This is a genomic window from Gluconobacter sp. OJA (assembly GCF_039638325.1).
In the GTDB taxonomy this organism is placed as follows: Bacteria; Pseudomonadota; Alphaproteobacteria; order Acetobacterales; family Acetobacteraceae; genus Gluconobacter; species Gluconobacter cerinus.
The window spans coordinates 75475-96446 of sequence record NZ_JBDIWI010000001.1 but is presented as its reverse complement, the minus strand read 5'-3'; the positions used below and the strand labels follow the sequence as shown (position 1 = coordinate 96446).

At 54.9% G+C, this 20972-nt stretch carries 17 protein-coding genes and 1 tRNA gene; 5 read left to right on the top strand and 13 right to left on the bottom strand.

The genetic code is table 11. From position 1 onward, the window contains the following. Positions 1–18: 18 nt before the first annotated feature. The 9 genes from ABDK75_RS00495 to ABDK75_RS00455 form a co-directional block, all read right to left on the bottom strand. A complete protein-coding gene (locus ABDK75_RS00495) occupies positions 19–186 on the bottom strand; it encodes a hypothetical protein (protein ID WP_339406772.1) in 168 nt (55 codons plus the stop codon). Positions 187–363: 177 nt separating this feature from the next. Then, positions 364–439: transfer RNA gene (locus ABDK75_RS00490), tRNA-Lys, on the bottom strand. 119 nt (positions 440–558) lie between these two features. Then, the gene (locus ABDK75_RS00485; RefSeq protein ID WP_346004677.1) at positions 559–1437 is read right to left on the bottom strand and encodes a ParB/RepB/Spo0J family partition protein; all 879 of its coding nucleotides are present in this window, start codon (positions 1435–1437) and stop codon (positions 559–561) included. Between the two features lie 6 nt (positions 1438–1443). Continuing rightward, a complete protein-coding gene (locus tag ABDK75_RS00480; RefSeq protein ID WP_099211280.1) occupies positions 1444–2244 on the bottom strand; it encodes a ParA family protein in 801 nt (266 codons plus the stop codon). Then, a complete protein-coding gene (gene rsmG / locus ABDK75_RS00475; RefSeq protein WP_046900403.1) occupies positions 2234–2815 on the bottom strand; it encodes a 16S rRNA (guanine(527)-N(7))-methyltransferase RsmG in 582 nt (193 codons plus the stop codon). Before rsmG ends, ABDK75_RS00480 begins: the two co-directional genes overlap by 11 nt. Continuing rightward, entirely contained in the window at positions 2812–4668 is a 1857-nt protein-coding gene (gene mnmG / locus ABDK75_RS00470) for a tRNA uridine-5-carboxymethylaminomethyl(34) synthesis enzyme MnmG (protein WP_346004676.1), read from the bottom strand. The genes rsmG and mnmG overlap by 4 nt, the downstream gene beginning before the upstream one ends. A 3-nt stretch (positions 4669–4671) precedes the next feature. Further along, entirely contained in the window at positions 4672–5967 is a 1296-nt protein-coding gene (gene mnmE, locus ABDK75_RS00465) for a tRNA uridine-5-carboxymethylaminomethyl(34) synthesis GTPase MnmE (protein ID WP_346004675.1), read from the bottom strand. Between the two features lie 113 nt (positions 5968–6080). Further along, on the bottom strand, positions 6081–7517 hold the full coding sequence (locus ABDK75_RS00460; protein WP_046900400.1) for a cytochrome c: 1437 nt from the start codon (positions 7515–7517) through the stop codon (positions 6081–6083). A gap of 34 nt (positions 7518–7551) precedes the next feature. Next, complete coding sequence (locus tag ABDK75_RS00455; protein ID WP_099211272.1) at positions 7552–9816, bottom strand: PQQ-dependent dehydrogenase, methanol/ethanol family; 2265 nt, start codon at positions 9814–9816, stop codon at positions 7552–7554. Positions 9817–10239: 423 nt separating this feature from the next. Between ABDK75_RS00455 and ABDK75_RS00450 the strand changes: the two genes are divergently transcribed. Continuing rightward, complete coding sequence (locus tag ABDK75_RS00450) at positions 10240–10725, top strand: methylated-DNA--[protein]-cysteine S-methyltransferase (protein ID WP_046900398.1); 486 nt, start codon at positions 10240–10242, stop codon at positions 10723–10725. 60 nt (positions 10726–10785) lie between these two features. On the opposite strand, the gene rho is transcribed toward ABDK75_RS00450, so the two are convergent. From rho to ABDK75_RS00435, 3 genes are all read right to left on the bottom strand, one after another. Beyond that, on the bottom strand, positions 10786–12087 hold the full coding sequence (gene rho / locus ABDK75_RS00445) for a transcription termination factor Rho (protein ID WP_046900397.1): 1302 nt from the start codon (positions 12085–12087) through the stop codon (positions 10786–10788). Between the two features lie 254 nt (positions 12088–12341). Then, on the bottom strand, positions 12342–13871 hold the full coding sequence (locus ABDK75_RS00440) for a GMC family oxidoreductase (protein ID WP_346004674.1): 1530 nt from the start codon (positions 13869–13871) through the stop codon (positions 12342–12344). Positions 13872–13885: 14 nt separating this feature from the next. Beyond that, the gene (locus ABDK75_RS00435) at positions 13886–14518 is read right to left on the bottom strand and encodes a gluconate 2-dehydrogenase subunit 3 family protein (RefSeq protein WP_346004673.1); all 633 of its coding nucleotides are present in this window, start codon (positions 14516–14518) and stop codon (positions 13886–13888) included. A gap of 174 nt (positions 14519–14692) precedes the next feature. On the opposite strand from ABDK75_RS00435, the gene sucB reads away from it, so the two are divergent. From sucB to ABDK75_RS00415, 4 genes are all read left to right on the top strand, one after another. After that, entirely contained in the window at positions 14693–15790 is a 1098-nt protein-coding gene (gene sucB, locus ABDK75_RS00430; RefSeq protein ID WP_346004672.1) for a dihydrolipoyllysine-residue succinyltransferase, read from the top strand. Positions 15791–15900: 110 nt separating this feature from the next. Continuing rightward, positions 15901–16881, top strand: a complete 981-nt coding sequence (locus ABDK75_RS00425; RefSeq protein ID WP_346004671.1) for a L,D-transpeptidase — start codon at positions 15901–15903, stop codon at positions 16879–16881. Between the two features lie 149 nt (positions 16882–17030). After that, complete coding sequence (locus ABDK75_RS00420; RefSeq protein WP_346004670.1) at positions 17031–19277, top strand: TonB-dependent receptor domain-containing protein; 2247 nt, start codon at positions 17031–17033, stop codon at positions 19275–19277. Then, on the top strand, positions 19274–20461 hold the full coding sequence (locus tag ABDK75_RS00415; protein ID WP_346004669.1) for a phosphoanhydride phosphohydrolase: 1188 nt from the start codon (positions 19274–19276) through the stop codon (positions 20459–20461). Before ABDK75_RS00420 ends, ABDK75_RS00415 begins: the two co-directional genes overlap by 4 nt. Before the next feature lie 62 nt (positions 20462–20523). Here the strand turns inward: ABDK75_RS00415 and ABDK75_RS00410 are convergent, their stop codons facing one another. Next, entirely contained in the window at positions 20524–20925 is a 402-nt protein-coding gene (locus ABDK75_RS00410) for a DUF3597 domain-containing protein (RefSeq protein ID WP_346004668.1), read from the bottom strand. Positions 20926–20972 lie beyond the last annotated feature (47 nt).

Here is a 20972-nt window from a genome sequence, read left to right as displayed (position 1 = left end):
CCTCTGAGGAGGTCTTGGTCAGGTATTCTTTTTCTTTAAGCGAGCGCTTGTCGCATCAACAATCCATTGCATCAGGCAACCGCCGAGTGCAGCCAGAATATAAGATGCGTGATGGTAATCTTGCAGAAGCTTGTATGTCAGAACTGCGAACAGCGCCGGGCAAAAATTCTTTAAAGCTTTTTCCATGAGATCTTTTTGTCGTCAAAAATGGCGATAGGAAGATTTCATTAGCACTAAAGAAAGCTCTTCTAGGGGCTATTGTTTTTAATTTTTTTGAAAATATTCAAGCAAATGCTTTTTAAAAGCGAAAGCAACCGAATTTAGAAATTCATATTTTTCAGGGGTAAGACCGGAAACGGAGCTTGGTGGGCACACAAGGGCTCGAACCTTGGACCCGCTGATTAAGAGTCAGCTGCTCTACCAACTGAGCTATGTGCCCGTCGCTCCGTTTCCGGTGAGGCGCCTTATAAAGGGGAAGCGGGAATGCTTGCAAGGGGTTTTTTCAGATTATAATGAATAAAATCCAAAAAAATGATGGCTCCCTTTGATAACCGCCTCTTATTCCCGGTTGAGAAGGCGCATGAGGCTCTCAAACTGTTCAAGAGATCGGTAATCGATCTTTAGCGAGCCGCCCTTTTTTCCATCGTAAGCGATGTGGACTTTAAGTCCCAGCCGAAGAGCCAGATCTTCTTCAATCTGGACAATTTCTGCGTCCCGGCGCTTTTTCTGAACGGCTTTCTTCTCTGATTTTTCAGCAACAAGAGCTTCTGTCTGGCGGACATTCAGCCCTTTTTCCAAAACAGTTTTGGCCGCAGTTATCGGGTCTGGATGGCTCAGAAGGGCACGGGCATGTCCGGCTGAGAGTTCCCCGCGGCGAACATGGGCCCGGATCTCTGGCGGCAGGTTCAGCAAGCGCATGGTATTGGTGATGTGAGGTCGGGATTTTCCGACGGCGCCGGCCAGTTCTTCCTGCGTTAGGGTATAATCTGTGATGAGCCGCTGAAGGCCTTCAGCTTCTTCAATCGGGTTCAGGTCGGCGCGCTGAAGGTTTTCTACAAGCGCGGCTGCCATGGCATCCGTGTCATCCAGCTGGCGCACATGCACGGGGACACTATGCAGCCCAGCAAGCTGAGAGGCGCGCCACCGCCGCTCGCCAGCGATAATCTGGTATCGCTCAGGGTTGGCCGGGTCTGGTCGGACGAGGAGGGGCTGCAGAACGCCGCGGGACCGAATGGAATTGGCCAGTTCTTCCAGCCGCTCAGGGTTCATGTCCTGGCGTGGCTGAAAGGGGCTGGGCTCCAGCACGTCAACGGGCAGGGACGTATGCTGCTGAACAGGCGCATTGGCGCGCGTAGCACGGGCCAGCTGGGGAGCCTGATCGCCCAGAAGGGCGGCAAGACCACGACCTAGGCGCGGAGAAGTGTCCTTTTTGGCCATCGCAGCTTACGCCTTTGTCCTGTTCTCGGTTCGCTTCAGAAGTTCGTCCGCCAGTGCCACATAGGCGACTGCGCCTGTGGAGCGCGCATCATAATTCAGCACGGGGCTGCCATGGCTCTGAGCTTCGGAAATACGAATATTTCTGGGAATCAGCGTTTCAAGAACCTGCTCACCAAAGAAACCTCGTGCATCCTGTGCCACGAGTTCTGAAAGGTTGTTTCGCCGATCGTACATTGTCAGCACAATGCCTTCGAGATGCAGATCTGCATTGAAAGCGCGCCGCACACGGTCAATGGTGCGCACAAGCTGACTGATCCCTTCCAGCGCAAAGAACTCACACTGTAGCGGCACGAGAACGCTGTCTGCAGCGACGAGGGCATTAAGTGTGAGAAGGCCAAGGCTGGGCGGGCAATCGATCAGGATGGTATCGTAGTCGCCTTCAAGGGAGCGCAGAGCATCCCTTAGACGATATTCGCGACGCTCATCTGCGATCATCTCAAGTTCAGCACCAGCCAGCTCATTATTGGCGGTGATAATCGAAAGATTTTCGAATTCTGTCGGCTGTGCGAGAGCCTGAGGCTCCGCTTCCTGCATCAGGGCGGCATACGTGCCAATATTCCGCTGATCATACTCAATGCCCAACCCGGTAGAGGCATTGCCTTGAGGGTCCAGATCAACGAGCAGGACGCGCTGTTTCCGTGCCAGCGCAGCAGCTAGGTTGATTGTGGTCGTGGTTTTGCCAACACCGCCCTTCTGGTTGGTGACGGCAATGATGCGGGTGGTGGGGGATACGGAATTAGACGACACGCTTGAAATCACTGACCTTGATAATGGCTCCGCCGGGGTCGGTGCGGCTGGGAAGAATGGTAGATGTCATGTGCCAGTCACGGCTTGCCTCGGTCAACTCATCCTGCGCCTTTATGCCTTTGAGAAACAGACAAAATCCGTTTTCTTTCAGCAAAGGACGCGCCCATCCGAGCAGTTTGACCAGCGGGGCCAGCGCGCGGGCTGTAATGATGTCGGCTTCTGGCGGGGTTGCGGCTTCAATGCGCTTTGGAATGACCGTGACTTTGGCTCCGCAGATGCGTCCAGCTTCTCGGAGGAAGGCACATTTCCGCTGATCGGACTCAATCAACGTCACAGGATTATCTGTTGCGATTGCCAGAATAAGGCCAGGAAAGCCTCCGCCTGAGCCCAGATCAGTAATGGTTGCACCGGCAGGAATCATGTCTGCGAGTTGCAGGCTGTCCTGAATATGGCGTGGCCACAATTGGCCTAGATCTTTTGGGCTGACCAGATTGATCTTCGCATTCCATTGCACGAGTAGGTCTGCGAAGCGTTCCAGTCTCTCCTGCGTTTCACGTGAAACGGTGGTCATGACAGGGTCCTTACATGGGCCAGCAGGGCAACCAGCGCAGCGGGGGTTACACCTCGCACACGTTGCGCAGCTGCAAAGCTGGTTGGTCGTGCCTGAGTAAAACGCTCACGCATCTCACTGCTCAGGCCGCCGATAGCGTTGTAATCCAGATTGTCCGGAAGAGCGATGGCGCTTTCGGATGCGAGCTGCTTGATCTCGCGATCCTGCCGCTGGAGATAGCCGCCGTAGCGGGCTTCCGTTTCCACATGACGGCGGATACGGAGAGGCAGAGCGCCAAACCATGGCGCCAGATCCAACACCTTCGAATGGTCGCCGTTGCTGGCAAGAACATCCAGAACGCTCCGACGTCGTCCATCTAGAGAGACCTCAAACCCGACGTCTTTGAGGGCTTGGGGCAGGAAGGTCGTCGATGCTGCCAGTGCCATGGCTGCGTCAATCTGGGTTTTCATGTTGGTAAAGGCTTCAGCGCGTTCAGAGAGAATGCAGCCAGCGTCCATGCCTTTTGGCGTAAGTCTTAGGTCTGCATTGTCAGCCCGGAGGCTCAGGCGATACTCGGCCCGTGACGTGAACATGCGGTAGGGCTCGCTGATGCCGTGCAATGTCAGGTCGTCGATCATGACACCCAGATAAGCATCGCTCCGATCCAGAATGAGCGGATCGTTTCCGGCGGTTGCGCGGGCGGCATTCAGGCCAGCAAGAAGGCCCTGAGCGCCGGCTTCTTCATAGCCTGTCGTGCCGTTGATCTGCCCCGCAAGGTAAAGGCCAGGCAGGCTGCGCAACTGAAGTGAAGGCATCAGCTCCCGCGGATCGACGTAATCATACTCCACAGCGTATCCGGCTGTGACGATCCGCGCTTTTTCCAGCCCCGGCATCGAAGCGATCATGAGGGCCTGAACATCAGCGGGAAGGCTGGTGCTGATCCCGTTCGGGTAAACAAGGTCACCCCCGGGATTTCCAGGGAGCGCTTCGGGCTCAAGAAAAACCTGATGGGAAGACCGCTCTGCGAAACGGACAACCTTGTCCTCAATCGATGGGCAATATCGTGGCCCACGGCCTGCAATCGCGCCACCATACATGGCTGAACGGTGCAGGTTTTCGTTGATGATCCGGTGCGTCTCCGGTGTGGTTTGGCTGATCCGGCACGAGACCTGGGCATTGGTGATGCTGCTCGTCAGAGGGCTGAACGGCTCTGGAATTTCATCACCCCGATCTTCAGGCAGGTTCTCCCAGTCAATGCTGTCGCGCGCAATGCGTGGTGGTGTGCCAGTCTTGAGGCGGCCCATACGAAGCTTCAGAGCTTCCAGTCGTTCTCCCAGCTTGGTAGCTGGCGCTTCACCGATGCGCCCCGCAAGCTGTTGTTCGTGGCCGACATGGATGACACCGCGCAGAAACGTGCCTGTCGTGAGCACCACGGCTCCACAGCGGAAGGACCGACCATCTTCGCAGATTACACCACGAATATGTCCGTTTTCTTCAATCAGATCTCCAACCGCACCTGCTATGATGGTCAGGTTGGGTGTTTCTGCCAGAAGGGTTTGAATGGCTGTTCTGTAAAGGGAGCGATCTGCCTGCGCGCGCGGGCCATGGACAGCCGGTCCCTTGGAGCGATTGAGCAGCTTGAAATGGATGCCAGCGCGATCAGCGGCTTTGCCCATCAGACCATCCAGCGCGTCAATCTCACGCACGAGATGTCCTTTGCCGATGCCGCCAATGGCAGGGTTGCAAGACATAGCCCCGATGGTTTCGAGCTTGTGTGTCAGCAGGAGCGTCTTGGCCCCAAAGCGCGCTGCCGCTGCCGCTGCTTCACAACCAGCATGGCCGCCGCCGATCACGATGACATCGAAATCGCTCAAAACTTACTTCCCGATACAGAACTGCCCGAAAATTGCATCGAGCAGGGATTCAACATCAACACGTCCTGTCAGACGTCCCAGAGCCTGCATGGACAGGCGTAATTCTTCTCCGCGCAACTCGGGCCACATGGCACCTCGGGCGAGATCCAGGTGCGTAACAGCTTCCTGAATGCCTGCACGGTGGCGAGCACGGGTCAAAGGCGGCGCTCCGGCATTGGCCGTCATCCCTGAGACCCGTTGGGTCAGGAAGGCTCGCAGTTCTGACAGACCTTCACCCGTCTGGGTGCTGATGCCTAGCATGTTCGGGGGCGCTGGTGCGATGTCGATTTTTGTTCGGACTGCAATTTCATCGGAAGACAAAGCATCGACTGCTTCATCTGTCCCAATGAGGTGCAGAATAACGTCCGCCTGTTTCACGTGAAACAGTGCCCGGCGAATACCTTCCGCCTCAATCTCATCTTCAGTTTCCCGCAGCCCGGCAGTGTCGATCAGACGAAGACGAACGCCATCCAGAACCCAGTCTACTGCAATAGCATCCCGTGTTGTTCCTGCGCGGTGAGTGACAATAGCTGCGTCATATCCGGATAACGCATTGAGAAGGCTTGATTTTCCAACGTTTGGCGAGCCTGCGATCACGACCGTCAGCCCTTGTCGCATCAGTTCTCCACGGTTGTCCTGAAGATGAGCGGACATCTCGTTATGTAGAGCTGACATCTCGGCCAGAAGAGTGTGTTCCACCTCGGGGGGAAGGTCTTCATCAGGAAAGTCGATCAGAGCTTCCTGATGGGCCAGAACAAGCCTTAATCGTTGAGCCCATCCGTCATAAAGGCGGCTTAGCGCTCCATCGGCCTGTTGTAGGGCCTGTTTGCGCTGGCTTTCAGTCTCGGAATCGACGAGGTCTGCGATGGCTTCTGCTTGCAGGAGATCCAGTCGGCCCTTCTGCACGGCGCGCTTTGTGAATTCTCCCGGCTCTGCAGGACGGGCGCCCAGATCCGTCAGGGCGTCCGCGACACACGCAATAACGGCCGGACCTGCATGCAGGTGTAGCTCGAACCCATCTTCTCCGGTGTACGATTTTGGCCCTGGCAGCCACAGCACCACAGCATGATCCATCACCTCGCCCTGATGGCGAAGGCTCCGGAGGCTGGCACGCCGAGGTTCGGGCAGGGACCCGCACAGGCTTTGGAGAACAGAGGCGCTTCCCGGTCCGCTGGCGCGCATGATGGCGATCGCTGCGCGGCCTGCGCCTGTGGCCAGAGCAAAAATGACCTGGGGGTCCGAGGAGGAAAAGGGGTTCATGCCCCTTTATGTAATGCAGGACGTCGTCATGTGAAATCGGCCTGCACAAAAGAAAACGGGCGGCCCGTTTCCGGACCGCCCGTTCCTGTCAGACCGACAGGGTCAGAAGAGGTTTATTGAGCCTCGTCCACACCCGTATGCGTCTGCGGGGAGAAGGTCCAGCCTTCGCCGTAAGGCTGTGGCATGTAAGCCATCCAGCCTCTGGATGACACGTTCCAGCCTGCTGTGGAAACCGGAGCACCTGTTGTACGGAGCTTGCGGATATCTGCGGCAGACAGTGTGCCTGGAGCCTGGTTGCCCCAGCTCTTGCGCATGAAGTTAACGGCATCAGCGATCTGCTGATCAGACAGATGATCGCGGAAGCCCGGCATGGCAACAGCAGATGGTGCTGTGTTCGTCGGAGGCAGAATGCCGCCGAAGGTCACGATGTTGGCCATCGACGTTGCATTGTCGGTGATGACAACCGGATTGCCAGCCAGAGGCGGGAACATACGGTTGACGCCTGTACCGTCATTCATGTGGCAGATGGCGCAGTTATGCAGATAAACCTCTGCGCCCGCATCACCCTTGCCGCCAGCTTCCAGCAGGGCTGTTGCCTTGCCATCGTCCTGACCAAGGTTCTTGCCTTCCGGCACGGCAGGCATGCTCTTCAGGTACTTGGCTGTGGCGTGCAGATCGTCATCAGTCCAATGCTGCGTGCTGTAGGCAACCACGTCAGCCATGCCACCGAAGACGGCAGAATGGTCGATACGGCCGCTCTTGAGGAATTCAGCAATATCGTCTTCAGACCAGCGGCCCAGACCTGTGTCGCTGTTGCTGCGCAGGCTTGGTGCAATCCAGTTGTCGATGGGGGCACCACCGGACAGGTAAGCATTGCCGTCCTTGGCCGTGTAACCCTTGACCTGCATGGCCATGCCACGAGGTGTATGACACTCGCCGCAATGGCCCGGGCCGTTCACCAGATATTCGCCGCGAGCCACTTCCGGATCGGAGATGCTCTTGTCCAGACCCGGTGTAACGGTTGGAACGAACATGGCGCGCCAGATGGCCAGCGGCCAGCGCATGTTCATCGGCCAGGAGATGTCCGGCTGCTTGTTCTGAAGGGCGACCGGCTTCACGCCATGCATGAAGAAGGCATACATGGCTTTGATGTCGTCGTCAGACAGGCGGGCAAACTCAGGATACGGCATGGCCGGATAAACCGTCGCGCCGTCCTTGCGGATACCCTTGCGGATCGCCTTGGTGAAGTCTTCCAGTGTGTAGCTGCCAATACCGTATGTCGGGTCAGGCGTGATGTTGGTGGAGTAGATCGTGCCGATCGGGCTCTTGATCTCCAGACCACCAGCAAAAGGCTGACCGTGCAGACTTGTATGACAGGCAACGCAGTCAGACAGGCGGGCCACGTAGGCACCGCGCTGAATCAGGGCGTCATCAGCGTCCTGGGCTTGGGCAGCGCCAAAAGACACTGCCATAAGGCCGACTGCGGCCGCGAATTTCCATCCCTGTTTCATCTCAGATACCAGTCTGTCCCGAGTTAATGCCTTGAGCATGTCACGTCATTCCTTTCAGCGTGACGGTTTCCCGTCACGGATGGTCCGGCGTTGCAGGCGCAACCGGACCCTGAGGGACGTTGAGGAATTCGCCGTTCGGGACGCCTGCCTCATTCTCTCGGGCCTTGACTTCGTCTGCGTAGGACTCGTTGGCGCGCTTTACGATGAAGTTGCGGATGTCTTCGATTTCAGCCGGAGACATGGACGTGTCGAAACGATCCATACCGTAGGCCGTCAGAGCACCCTTACCGACGAGCTTGTAGAACTTCTCAGGCCCGCGGATCGCACCGGACCAACGCAGGTCAGGCAGAACGCCGCCAGAGATGCTGTTGTCGCCGTGGCAGGCTGCGCAATAGGTCTGGAACTGGAAGTAGCCGTCCTTGGTCTTGGCTTCATCCCACTTCTCAGGCGGTTTCACCGGAACAAATCCAAGCTCGTTCTTGGCAGGCAGCTTGTCGTTGCCATCAAGAGCGAAGGCGATGATCCGTGAGTGGTTGACGGTCCAGCCGGATGTCCGAGCTACGCCACCGAGGAAGAACGGATAGATACCGCCCCAACCCACTTCAACCGCAACATACTGCTTGCCGTGAGCCGTATAGGTCACAGGAGGAGCAATGATGGCGCTCTGGGCTGGGAACTTGAACAGATCCTTGCCTGTCGTAGCGTCGTAAGCATGGAATTCACCGGTCGCGAGCCCCTGGAACAGAACGCCGCCAGCCGTCGCAAGAAGGCCACCATTCCACGGACCCTTGTGGTCAACCGTGAATGCTGCCTGCTGCTTCTGCGGATCCCAGGCCACGATCCAGCCCTTCAGATCTTTCAGGAACTGGGCTTTGTCAGCCTTGTGCTGCGGATCGTTGTCATCCAGCAGGCCGATCTTGTTCATGTCCAGACCAAGGTTCCAGCTGTCGTGGTGAGCTTTGAAGCCACCCTTCTGCGGGTCATAGACGAATGGAACCTGCTGGGCTGGGATGTAAACCAGCTTCGTCTGCGGGCTGTAAGCCATGGCAGCAAAGTTATGGCCACCCAGATCGCCCGGAATGCCGTACCAGGGCTTGCCGTTCAGCGTCCACAGAGCATCGGGGTTATAGTTCGGACGGCCCGTTACAGGGTCCAGACCATTGGCCCAGTTCTCGTAGGTGTAGGGCTTGCCGGAAATGAACTTACCGGTCTTGGCATCGAGGATATAGAAAAAGCCGTTCTTTGGCGCATGAACGAGCACATGGCGCATTTCGCCATTGATCGGCATGTCGAGCGCCATGATCTGCTGAACCGAGGTGTAATCCCACTGGTCCATCGGCGTTTCCTGGAAATGCCAGACGTATTTGCCGGTATCAGGATTGATGGCCACGATGCTGCCGAGGAAGAGGTTGTTTCCTTTTCCTTCAGACCGGAACTTGTAGTTCCATGGTGAGCCGTTACCGACGCCCAGGTAAACGAGATCTGTGACCGGGTCATAGATCAGCGAATCCCAGACGGTACCGCCGCCGCCCTGCTGCTTCCATGCGCCGCCCTTGCCCCATGTCGGGTAAGCCTTGGACATCAGCACATCGTCAGAAGCTGCGCCGTCCGGCTTATTGTCGGGGTTTGGAACAGTGAAGAAGCGCCAGTCCACTTTACCCGTTTCAGCGTCATAAGCTGTCACGAAGCCGCGGGCGCCAAATTCTGCACCACCGTTACCGACGATGACCTTGCCCTTGGCAATACGCGGAGCGCCATCAAGCGTGTAAGAGCGCTGATGACCGAGCTGTGCTTCCTTGGGAACGGTGTAAACGCTCCAGACCAGCTTGCCGGTCTTGGCGTCCAGAGCGATCAGACGACCGTCGAACGTTCCGAAATAGACCTTGCCGTTCCAGTAAGCCGCGCCACGATTGACTGTATCGCAGCAGCCACGGTCAGCAATGTTGCCGGGAACTTTTGGGTCATAGGACCAGAGCAGCTTGCCTGTTGCTGCATCCAGAGCTTTCATCTTGCTCCAGTTGGTCGTGGCATACATGACGCCATCGATGATCAGCGGCGTACCTTCCTGCCCACGGTTGGTATCCAGGTCATAGTGCCATGCCAGTTTCAGATTGCCGGCATTGTCCTTGGTGATCTGGTCCAGGGGGCTATAGCGCTGCTCGGAGTAGGTCCGACCATAGCTCATCCAGTCTCCTGGATGCTGGTCGGCGTTGGTGATGGCGGTACCGGTGTCCTCAGCGAGGGCAAGAGGGGAAGCTGCGCAGAATGCCAGTGCGGCCGCGCAGCCCAGAAGGCGCTTCTTCGTAACGTTGATCGGCGTCAGTAGACCAGAAACCATGATCCGACTGTCCTTTTTGCAAAGACTGTTCTTACTGCTGATATTCCGGACCGCTCAAGTCCTGATGGATGCCTTACAGGTAAGGAATCATCAGTTTTTGAAGTTGCCTGGAAAACCAGCATCACGAGAACTTACTACTCCTTATCTTATTGTTTATAGAAAACTGAGCTTCTGACGTTTCCGTGAGCGTTATGCTGACAAAAATCGAAAAACAACTAGATGAGAATTGTTCTCAAAAACTAATGACCTGTATCTGAGCAATCCTGTCGCAGTTTTGACACACGAATGGCTATTTCCCAACAGATTGCAGAGTATTTCAGGAAAGAATACGAAAATAGTTCCATATGTTATTTGAGAATATCGGCTTCCCGGAATATGCAGAGCATGCATACGTTTTTTTGATCGGGACTCTTTTAGGGAAGCATGATTGACGCTTTCCAAGGCATCAGGCAGCCTAGCTGTATGCCACAGCTATCCTGTTATTCTCCTCTTGGAGCCCTCACCATCAGTGAAGACGAAGGGCGTATTGTCGCTCTCGACTGGGGATGGGGACGCGATCAGGAGGAAACTCCGCTCCTCGTAAAAGTTCGGGATCTGCTCGAACAGTATTTTGATGGCGAAAAGGTAGATTTTTCCAGTCTGCCATTTTCTCCGTATGGCACGCCGTATCGCCAGAAGGTCTGGCAGGCAATCCTTGAAATCCCTTACGGAGAGACCCGGACATACGCCCAGATTGCGGCTCAGGCGGGTGGATCAGCCCGGTCCATAGGCGGAGCAATGGGCGCGAATCCGATCCCTGTTTTGATCCCCTGTCATCGGGTTGTGGGAACAAACGGTCTCGGAGGCTATTCGGGCCTGAATGGTGTTGTAGACAAGAGAATTCTCCTCAATCTCGAAAAGGGTGAGTGAGAAAGCCCAATAAAAAAGGGGAGCCATGGCTCCCCTTTTTTTGTGATGCAAACAACAGGATCAGTTGTTCATCGCGTCGAAGAAGTCCTGATTGGACTTGCTGTACTTGAGCTTGTCCAGCAGGAAGTCCATGGCATCCATCGTGCCCATCGGGGCCAGGATACGACGCAGGACCCACATCTTGGAAAGCTCACCGCGCTCAACAAGAAGCTCTTCCTTACGTGTGCCAGACTTGGTGATGTCGATGGCCGGGAAGGTACGCTTGTCTGCAAGCTTGCGATCCAGGATGAGTTCGGCGTTACCGGTGCCCTTGAACTCTTCGAAGATCACTTCGTCCATGCGCGAGCCCGTATCGATCAGGGCCGTTGCGATGATGGTGAGTGAGCCACCTTCTTCAATGTTACGGGCCGCACCGAAGAAGCGCTTGGGGCGCTGCAGGGCGTTTGCATCCACACCACCTGTCAGCACCTTGCCCGATGAAGGAACGACGGTGTTGTAGGCGCGGGCAAGACGCGTAATGGAATCCAGCAGGATGACCACGTCGCGCTTGTGCTCGACAAGGCGCTTGGCCTTTTCGAGAACCATTTCCGTCACCTGAACGTGGCGTGTTGCCGGTTCGTCGAAGGTGGAAGACACGACTTCACCACGCACCGAGCGCGCCATGTCCGTCACTTCTTCCGGACGCTCATCAATCAGAAGAACGATCAGGAAGACTTCAGGATGGTTGGCTGAAATGGACGCAGCGATGCTCTGGAGCATCACGGTCTTACCCGTACGGGGCGGAGCAACGATCAGGGCGCGCTGGCCCATACCGATTGGCGTCACCAGATCGATTACACGCGGGGTGTAGTCGCGCTGGTCCTTTTTGCCCTTGCTACGCGGAGAAGACTCGCTGGCGGCTGGCTCGGACTGCTCAACTTCCATCTTCAGGCGGCGCTCAGGGTAGAGCGGCGTCAGATTGTCGAAGTTGATACGAGTCCGGACAACGTCCGGGTCTTCGAAGTTGATGGTGTTGACCTTCAGCAGAGCGAAGTAACGCTCTCCGTCGCGAGGCGCACGGATCTGGCCTTCGACGGTATCGCCCGGGCGGAGGCCGAAGCGACGAACCTGAGTTGGGGAAATATAGATGTCGTCAGGGCCAGGAAGGTAATTTGCTTCCGGGCTGCGCAGGAATCCAAAACCGTCTGGCAGGATTTCCAGCGTCCCTTCGCCGTAGATCGCCTGATCGCGCTCGGCAAGGGTCTTGAGGATGGCAAACATGATGTCCTGCTTGCGCATGGACGAGACGTTCTCGATCTCCAGTTCCTCTGCATAAGCCAGCAGATCGGCCGGAGATTTTTTCTTGAGTTCGGCGAGATGCATGAAAGACGCGCCTTATGTGCCCTTTGGGCAGACCTTAATGGGGGAGGATGTGCCTGCCTGATGCAAGAACTGGATCGGAAGCAGTGGTTCGGGATGTCTGGCACCCATGAAGGGCCGGGCATCGCAAACGGGCATCATCCGGTTAGGAAAGGAGACCGGGCAGCTGATAGCCACCAAGAAGTCACGCTCGAATTACCGGAGCGCACAAAGGGGTGTCAAGCCTCGTGCGCTCCGGGGTGGCACTTTGATATAAATCAGTTTTTCAACATGGCATCTGCGGTGCGCAAGGACAGGGCCATAATGGTCAGGGCCGGATTGGCTGCCGTGGCACTGGGAAAGGTTGAATGATCGCTGATCCAGAGGTTGTCGATATCAAAACTCTGGCCGTATGGGGTGACGACAGCAGAGCCGGACTCCGTCCCCATCCGTGCCGTTCCCATCATATGGGCTGCCCGATCAAGAAGACGTAGATCCTTGGCTCCGATGGCTTCCCACATGCGCGTTAACAGACGCGATGCATGAGCGTGCATTGCCAGTTCGTTCGGGCCGTAGCTGTGGGTAATGAGTGGCTTTGGCAGACCCAGAGCATCCTTTTCATCTGACAGAACAACCCGGTTTTCAGGGCTGGGCATGCAGTCGCCGTGAATCCCCATGCCGATACTGCGGTTGTACCCGGCCAATGTTCTTACGAGATCTGCTCCACGACGCTTTGACCCACGTGCAATGTTGGAGGCCCAGGTGATCGGCATCATTCCGAGAGACTGAATCAGATAGCCCCCCGCAAAATCGGCATCTTTGGGGCGCATCATGTCTTCTGTGATTGTGAGGGACGGATAACCCCGGTTCGGGCGTACATCCTCATCAATTTCTCCCCAGATCTGCGTCGAGATATGGGTCATGTAGTTTTCACCGACCTGTCCGGAGCTGTTTGCCAGTTCATTGTGCAACAGCAGTCTTGCCGTTTCGACAGCACCAGCAGACAGAACAAGGCGCTCACAGCGTTGACGGACGTTTTCACCGTTTCGGGTGTAGACGACGCCGGTGGCGCGTCCGGCCTGGTTCGTCTCGATTGTATGGACGTGGCACCCGGAGCGAATTTCAGCACCATGCGCGACAGCAAGCGGAAGCCACGTATTGTCTGCGCCTGACTTGGCCCCGTTGCGGCAGCCCTGATGACATGCGCCGCAATTTGCACACGCTTTACGAGTTCCAAAATGAGGCTGGTTGAAATCGCGTGTAATGAGAGCCGTTGGCCCATCAGCATGACGAATGCCAACGGCGTCGCAGGCTTCCCGCATCTTCATCGCAGCCGGATTGGCTAGTGGAGGGGCGTAGGCATAACGCCGGGTAGGATCCCATGGATAGTTGGATGGACCCGAGACACCAATGAAGGCTTCAACCTCTTCTATGTAGGGGAGGAGTTCTTCATAAGAAAAGGGCCAATCCACACTGCGGCCGGTTTCAGTATGAAGCCGAAAATCGCCAGCATGAGGGCGGGGTAGAAAAGCACCATAATGCAGCAGGGAGCCGCCCACGCCAGTGCCACTATTATTTCCACCGAAAGGTTGAGGATTGCGGCCACCAGACAGACGTTCATGCAGCCAGTAGATTTCGCGCGCCTCGATCTCGTCAGATGTATAACGGGAGGGTGAAAAGTTCGGGCCAGCTTCAACGACCAGGACACTCTTTCCGGCCTGGGCCAGACGAGCGGCAAGAGGAGCGCCGCCTGCGCCACTCCCGATGACAATGACGTCCAGAATCTCTGTTTCGGCATAGGTCTTCATGGAAGGGTCTTGTCTCACGGTTTGGCTGAAGGGATTTTGGGTGAGGGTTCGAAGGATTCCCGCTCATTGGCATCAACAGTCTGAAACCCTTGGAACACACCATCCCCACCGTTGAGGTTGGCGGAAATTCCCAGTGCATCCTGAACACGAGCATCGGCAAGGAAGCATTCAATCGCGTCTGCCCGGAGATCGAATGACCACTTTTGCATCTGCTCAGGCGTCAGGCGGTTCGCCGCATTTATGCCGTGGCGTCCTTCCGCGAGTTCATCGAGCGTCTGACCAATCGCTGAAGCATTAAGCGCCGGGAACGGCATGCTGTGCTGAGCTTTGGCGAGATCATCCAGAGTTAGTAATGCCTGCTCCCACGCTGTGACGTCGGGAGGAAGTTCGGCAAACCGCCAGCCGTCGCGTGGTCCGGCAAGAGCGGTATCTATGCGGACGGCCAGATTAAGGGGACTGTTTCCCAGAATATCTTCCTGAGGAAGCAGAACCGGCAGGATGGCCTCAAGAACCGCAAAGGCTTTTGGGGAAAGGACGCGTGGCGCCTGTAACAGGTCGTCCTCAAGGCGCGTGACGAGAATGTCGCGCGTCCTTCCAGAAAGATGATCGGATGCAAGAAATTCGGGATAATCCGAGGGAAGGGGCATGACGGTGTCCTTTGCTCTTCTTTTCAAAGTCCCGGCATAGGGATAGTTCCTGGCTCCCGTTTGACCGCAAGATGCACTATCCTGTTTTTGTGATCCTGTCGTATGTCCGACGGAACGGGAATTTTATAGAGATCCATCCCTTGATCGGGATGTTTGTGCAAGTAAGGAGTGACGATGGCGGTCGAAATCCGGGTACCGGCGCTAGGGGAAAGCCTGACGACCGCAATCGTCGCGCGGTGGCTGAAGCAGTCTGGCGACTATGTTCAGCACGATGAAACCATTCTCGAACTTGAGACAGACAAGGTCAGCGTTGAGGTGACGGCTCCGTCCGCCGGGCGTCTTGAGAATTGCATCGCGGTTGGCACAGAGGTGGAAATAGGGGGTCTTCTGGGAGAAGTGGACGAAACGGCTGAAGCGCCGACTGTCGCTCCCGTTGCTCCTGTCGAAGCAGTAAAGCCTGAGCCTGTTTCCACGCCTGCCCCCGAACCTGTGCCTGCTGCTGCTCCGAAGCCGGAACCCGTTGCTGCACCGGCCAAAGCACCAATTCCTTCCGCGCCAAGGGCAGATGATGGTCGCGAGCGTCGTGTTCCCATGTCACGCCTTCGTCAGACTATCGCACGGAATCTGAAAGCGGCTCAGAATACGGCTGCCATTCTCACGACGTTCAATGAAATTGATATGTCAGCGGCAAAAGCCTTGCGGGCAGAATATCGTGAAGAGTTTGAAAAAAAGCATGACGGTGCCCGGTTGGGCTTTATGTCATTTTTCGCCCGGGCTGTTGTTGGAGCGTTGAAGGATTATCCGGCACTTAATGCACAGATCGAAGGCGATGAGATTGTTTATCGCGATTTCGTTAATCTAGGCATTGCTGTTGGCACGGAACGGGGGCTTGTTGTCCCGGTTCTGCATGAAGCCGATCAGATGAGCTTCGCCGAATTGGAGCGTCGGATTGCTGATTATGGAAAGCGTGCGAGAGTTGGGTCTCTCAAGCTTGATGAGCTTTCTTCTGGAACGTTTTCCATAACGAACGGAGGCATTTTCGGCTCACTTCTGTCCACGCCGATTCTGAATACTCCGCAATCGGGTATTCTGGGGATGCATGCCATTCAGGATCGACCCGTTGTGCGGGATGGTCAGATTGTTGTTAGACCGATGATGTATGTCGCACTTTCCTACGATCATCGAATTGTCGATGGTCGGGAAGCAGTCAGTTTTCTTGTTAGAGTGAAGCAGCTTGTTGAAGATCCAAGACGCCTCTTGCTCGACCTGTGACTTTTTGGGGAGATGGCGCGTTAAGGCGTGGCGTCTCCCGCTGAACGCTGGACGGTTCTGCCGATCCCCCGCGTTCATTGAACCATTATGAACCGAGGGTAATCCTGTCCATGCGGCCTGTTTCCACATTGTATCGCTCTGCCAGACTTCTTGTCGTGACAACCGCATTATGTGGTGGCGGTCCTTTGTTGTCAGCGTGTGCACATGCGGATCCAACTCCTCCTGCATCGAGCGCACCAGGTGGAGACGTTTCTGTTCCTCCGCCTGCCAGTAATCCTGTGACAGATGCTACGCCAGTGGTTCCTGCGGTTCAGATTCCGCCTCTTCCTGTTGTCAGCAATGCTGAGGCCCACAAGGAAGCTGCGCGCCTCGTGAAAATGATGGCAAAGACCGTGAAGGGTTTTACGACCTATAAGCAGGACCGTCGGGACGCTTTTGTCTCTCTCGCTCAGGCTGAAGTTGCAAAGGCCAATCGGCCTGTATCACGTCCTCAACTGATTATGGTTGTGGATCGTAATGAGCGTATTCAGCATCTTGATTTTGTTCTGGCATTACCAGACGAGCCTTGGGTGTCGCTGGGAGGCACTCCTGTTTCAACAGGAACAACAGGCCGGAAATACTATTACATTACTCCGACAGGCGTTTTCCAAAATTCAGCCGACCGCTTGGGCTATCGCGCTGAAGGCACAAAAAACAAATATGGTATCCGCGGGATTGGTGCCAAAGGATCTCGTGTTTGGGATATGGGATGGCAGACGGCAATGAAGGGCTGGCTCCCGAAACATGAAACCGGGCAGATCCGGCTGGAAATTCACGCTACGGACCCACAGTTTCTCGAGTGGAGACTTGGTCACTCTGCGTCTGAAGGGTGTATCCGCATTCCAGCGACGATGAACCGCTTCATGGATCATTATGGTCTGATAGATGCGCTTTACGAACAGGCGGCCAGCTATGATCCACGCTTTGCGGCACTCCTGCCCAAGGACCGGGAGGCGACCCCGATCGCAGGAGATCTGGTTGTTGTAGTGGATTCCGGCCCATTGACGGAGCCGAAGATTGATCCCATCGCGGACAAGCGGCCGTTACCCTGATACATTCCAATACCAAAATGTTTCATAATATTTATGACAGATTTTGGTATTCCGTATGAAGTTTATATTACAGGATGGTAATTCCTGTTCTCAGCGCTGGGTAGTAACAGTAATGAGCGTTCTCTATTCCACGGGAGCGCGCAATTCCAATGATCAGTACCAGAAAAAAATTCGTCCTGCAGACAGGCGTTATGGCTGCGGCGATATTTTTTGGTTCAACGACCAACGCGGCTGAGCTCAAGCAGGCTGACACCGAAAAGGATGCTTCGAAAGAAAAGCCGAAGGTCGAAAAGCTCACAGTTCTTGGGCATGCCGCACGTATCGCTCCCGCAACAGTTTCGCTGGACATTACGCAACCGACATCAAAAATTCAGTCGGGGTTTTTGGCAAACAATATTATTCCGCTCGCCAGTGTTGATGACATTATTCAATTTCAGCCAAGCGTATTTTCTCAGAACCCGAATGGTCCGGGAATGGGAAAAGCTGAAACCATGAGTCTGCGTGGTTTTCAGGACGGCCAATATAATATGACATTCGACGGCATTCCTTTCGGAAATGCTTCGGATATGGGTCATACGACGTCCTCACTGTTTATCTCTCACTTTCTGGGGGAGGCGCAGATTGATCGTGGTCCTGGCACAGCGTCAACGATAGGAAATGCGACGTTCGGCGGAACCATGGGATTTACGTCTAAAAACCCAGCGGCGCGGATGGGGACAACGCTTTACGGGACATACGGTAGTTTCAATACTCGCGCAGGTGGTATTGAATTCGATACAGGAAAAACCAGAATGGGCCGTGCTTTTATCGATATGCAGCACGAGGAAACCAATGGTTATCTGACCAATTCTTCTGAGCGTCGCAGTAACCTGATGTTCAAGGATGTTATCGATCTGGCACCAGAAACAACGCTTACGATTGAAACGACGTATAACAAGGAATGGCAGTACACGACCCAGGGCGCCACGCTGGACGATTATAAAAAATATGGAAAGAACTACGGGTTATGCAATGACCCATCGAAGCAGTGTTATTACGGGTATCAGCCAAGCGTTTATACATCTGATTTTGATTATATCTCCCTTAAAACAAAGCTTCTGTCCTGGCTCACATTAGAAAATCAGATTTACACCAGTGGCTTTGAGCATGATTATTCTGAAAGCACAGACGCAAGTCAGGGTGATGCCGCAGCAAACGGTGTGACATTTTATAGTGCTGCTGGGAAAAAGGTGGCGACTTATAAAAACGATATTCCTGGAAAATATGCAGATGCAGCTTACCGGACATATGGCGATACCCTTCGTCTGAAGGGGCATACGTCTTACGGTGATATTCTTCTGGGGGTTTGGGCTGATGTTCAAAAAGATCGCCGCTACACATATGCCATTGATCTGAGTCAGAATTCCGTTCCGGTTCTTGGTAAAAATGGTTCAGCATATAGCTATGATATTTCAGACCTGAACACGACAATTCAACCTTATCTGGAACTGAATTTTCATCCGTGGGCAGGGGCAACGATTAAGCCGGGTGTAAAATATTCCATTTTCAAAAGAGATTATGACGCGGGCATTAATAAGGGGACAAAGCTTCCACTGAAAGACACACAAAGCTATGGATCATGGCAGCCGTCCATTGCGATTAATCAACGTATTATGAAAAACTGGAGCGCTTATGCTCAGGTTGCGCGCGGCTTTCTTGCGCCACCACTGTCTGTTTTTCAGGTTAGTTCCGTTGGAAATGTAAAGCCTGAAACCACCATGAATTATCAGGTGGGATCGGTATATCATGGCCGCAACTGGATGCTTTCTCTGGATGGATATTACATCAATTTCTCGAATTATATTGCCTCTGCGCAGATTCAGGTTCCCAATATCGGTACGACATCGACATATGTGAACAGCGGTGGTGCAGTTTACCGAGGAATTGAACTCGAAGGGCAATATGTCATTGGTTACGGTTTTTCCCTTTATGGGAACTACAGCGTCAATGATGCAAAATATAAGCACAGCAATGTTCGCGTTGCCAAAAGTCCAAACGCTTTGGCGTCTTTCGGGCTGCTCTATGAGAGTGAGCACGGGCCCTATTTCTCAATCATGGGAAAATATGCCGGAACGCATTGGGGCTTGGACAGCACGACTGATGATGCAGACAATACGGTCTTCAAAAATCAGTACAAAATTGGAAGCACTGTGACGGCGGATCTCGCCATGGGCTGGCGCATTCATCATATTGGCTCATTTTTCAGTAACGTGACCCCAAGCATCAAAATTGCCAACCTGTTCAACAACCGCGCCATCAGCGACTTTGCGGGTAATCAGTCTTATAGCGATGCCCCACTGTTCTGGCGTATTGCTGGCCGGAGCGTGTTCTTCAACATGACGGCAACGATGCCATGATGCGGCGACTGTCTTCGCTTGCTATTTTGTTTGCTTTGGGGGGCTGTGCCTCTCAGGCGCAGCCAGATGTTCTCGAAAAAATCGTTTTTCTCGGCCGACACGGGATCCGCAGTCCAACGCTCTCACCGCAGAAAATGCAGCATCGGACGGGTCATACCTGGCAGGCATGGTCTGTAGCGCCTGGAGAAATGACACAGCACGGTGCCGCAGCGTTGGCAGCGATGGTGCAGGCTGTTCAGAGAAACTATAGCGCAAGCGCTCTGTTTCAGGGCGCCGAGACGTGTCAGATCCTGGAGCAGGAGACTGTTGTCTGGGCTGACACGGCTGATCATCGGACGCGACAGACGGGGGACGTCTGGGCCAAAGAAATAGCCTCAGGATGCGCCATAAAGGCCCATTGGGCGACGACAGGCGTCGATCCGGTTTTTAATGCGCTTGGCACTCAGGCAGGCCAGATTGATCGTGGAGTTTTGGAGCAAGAATTTGCAGCCGCCACGAAGACATTGCCCGAACCGGCCTCTCATAACGCTCTGAAAGCCGTTCAGTCGCTCATGGCGCCGGATGCATGCTCGGAGAGTAATTCGTCGCCTCAATGCTTTTTAGGCGCGACGAAGATTGAGTGGAAAAAAGGAACGCCACATCTTCAGGGCGGCTTCGTAACGGCAGGCATGGCTGCAGAAAGTCTGTTGCTGACTTATGCAGAAGGTTTGTCTCTGGCTGACTTCGAGGTGGCTGACAAAGATGCGCCGCACGTTCTGGAAGCTGTTATGCCCGCCCATGAAGCGGAAAATCATCTTCTGAGGCGTCTGCCCGAATATGCCCGCGCCAGAAACGGGGTGATGGCGGAGAGTATTCGTGCGTTTTTGTCTGATCGCCCGGTTCGGTCTATCCCCGGGATATCTTCTTCCACGAAGGTGCTTGTTCTGGCCGGCCACGATACCAATCTGGCTGCGATGATGGCCCTGTTCGGGCTCGACTGGTCTTTCCCCGATCAACCGGATTCTACGGCCCCGAATACCGTTCTGGCATTCGAACGCTGGCGCCACGCAGATGGCTCACGGGATGTCAGGATCAGGGTTTTCCACCAGTCTCTGGCAGAGCTGCGTCAGGGGAGGGCGCCTGATATTGAGACGTCTGCCTTAACACTGTCCCCTTCGCGGCCCATTCTTTTTTCTACGCAGTGAAAAATAAAAAAAGCCCGGATGAGAACATCCGGGCTTTTTCATAACAGATCCTTTGGAAAGGCTTAGTGAGCCCAGCCTTCAGGAACCTTACCACCGTTCTTGGCCAGCTCGGCATAGACCTGCTTGATGAGCCAGACGTTCATCGTTGCTGAGTCATCCGTGCTGCCCGTGTAGTGCAGTTCGCCTGCAAGCTGCTTGCGTGATTCCAGGGAACTGTCGAGGCCGAGCAGCTTCAGAAGATCCACAATGGAGGTCTTGTAATTCAGCGGCTGGCCAGCCTTGGATGCCAGATCCGAAAGAACGGCATCCACATCTACTGGTGCGGCTGGAGTTGCAGGCGTCGCTGGGCCTGCGGCAGCCGGAGCGCCAGCGGAAGCCTGTGCATCAGCCGTGCCGGAAGTTGTCGGCGTGGCTGCTTCTGCATGTCCGAAAATCTTGGACATGATCGTGCTGAAAAGACCCATAGGAAATACTCCTGACGGTTTGAAAAATGGTGTCGGGGTAGACAACG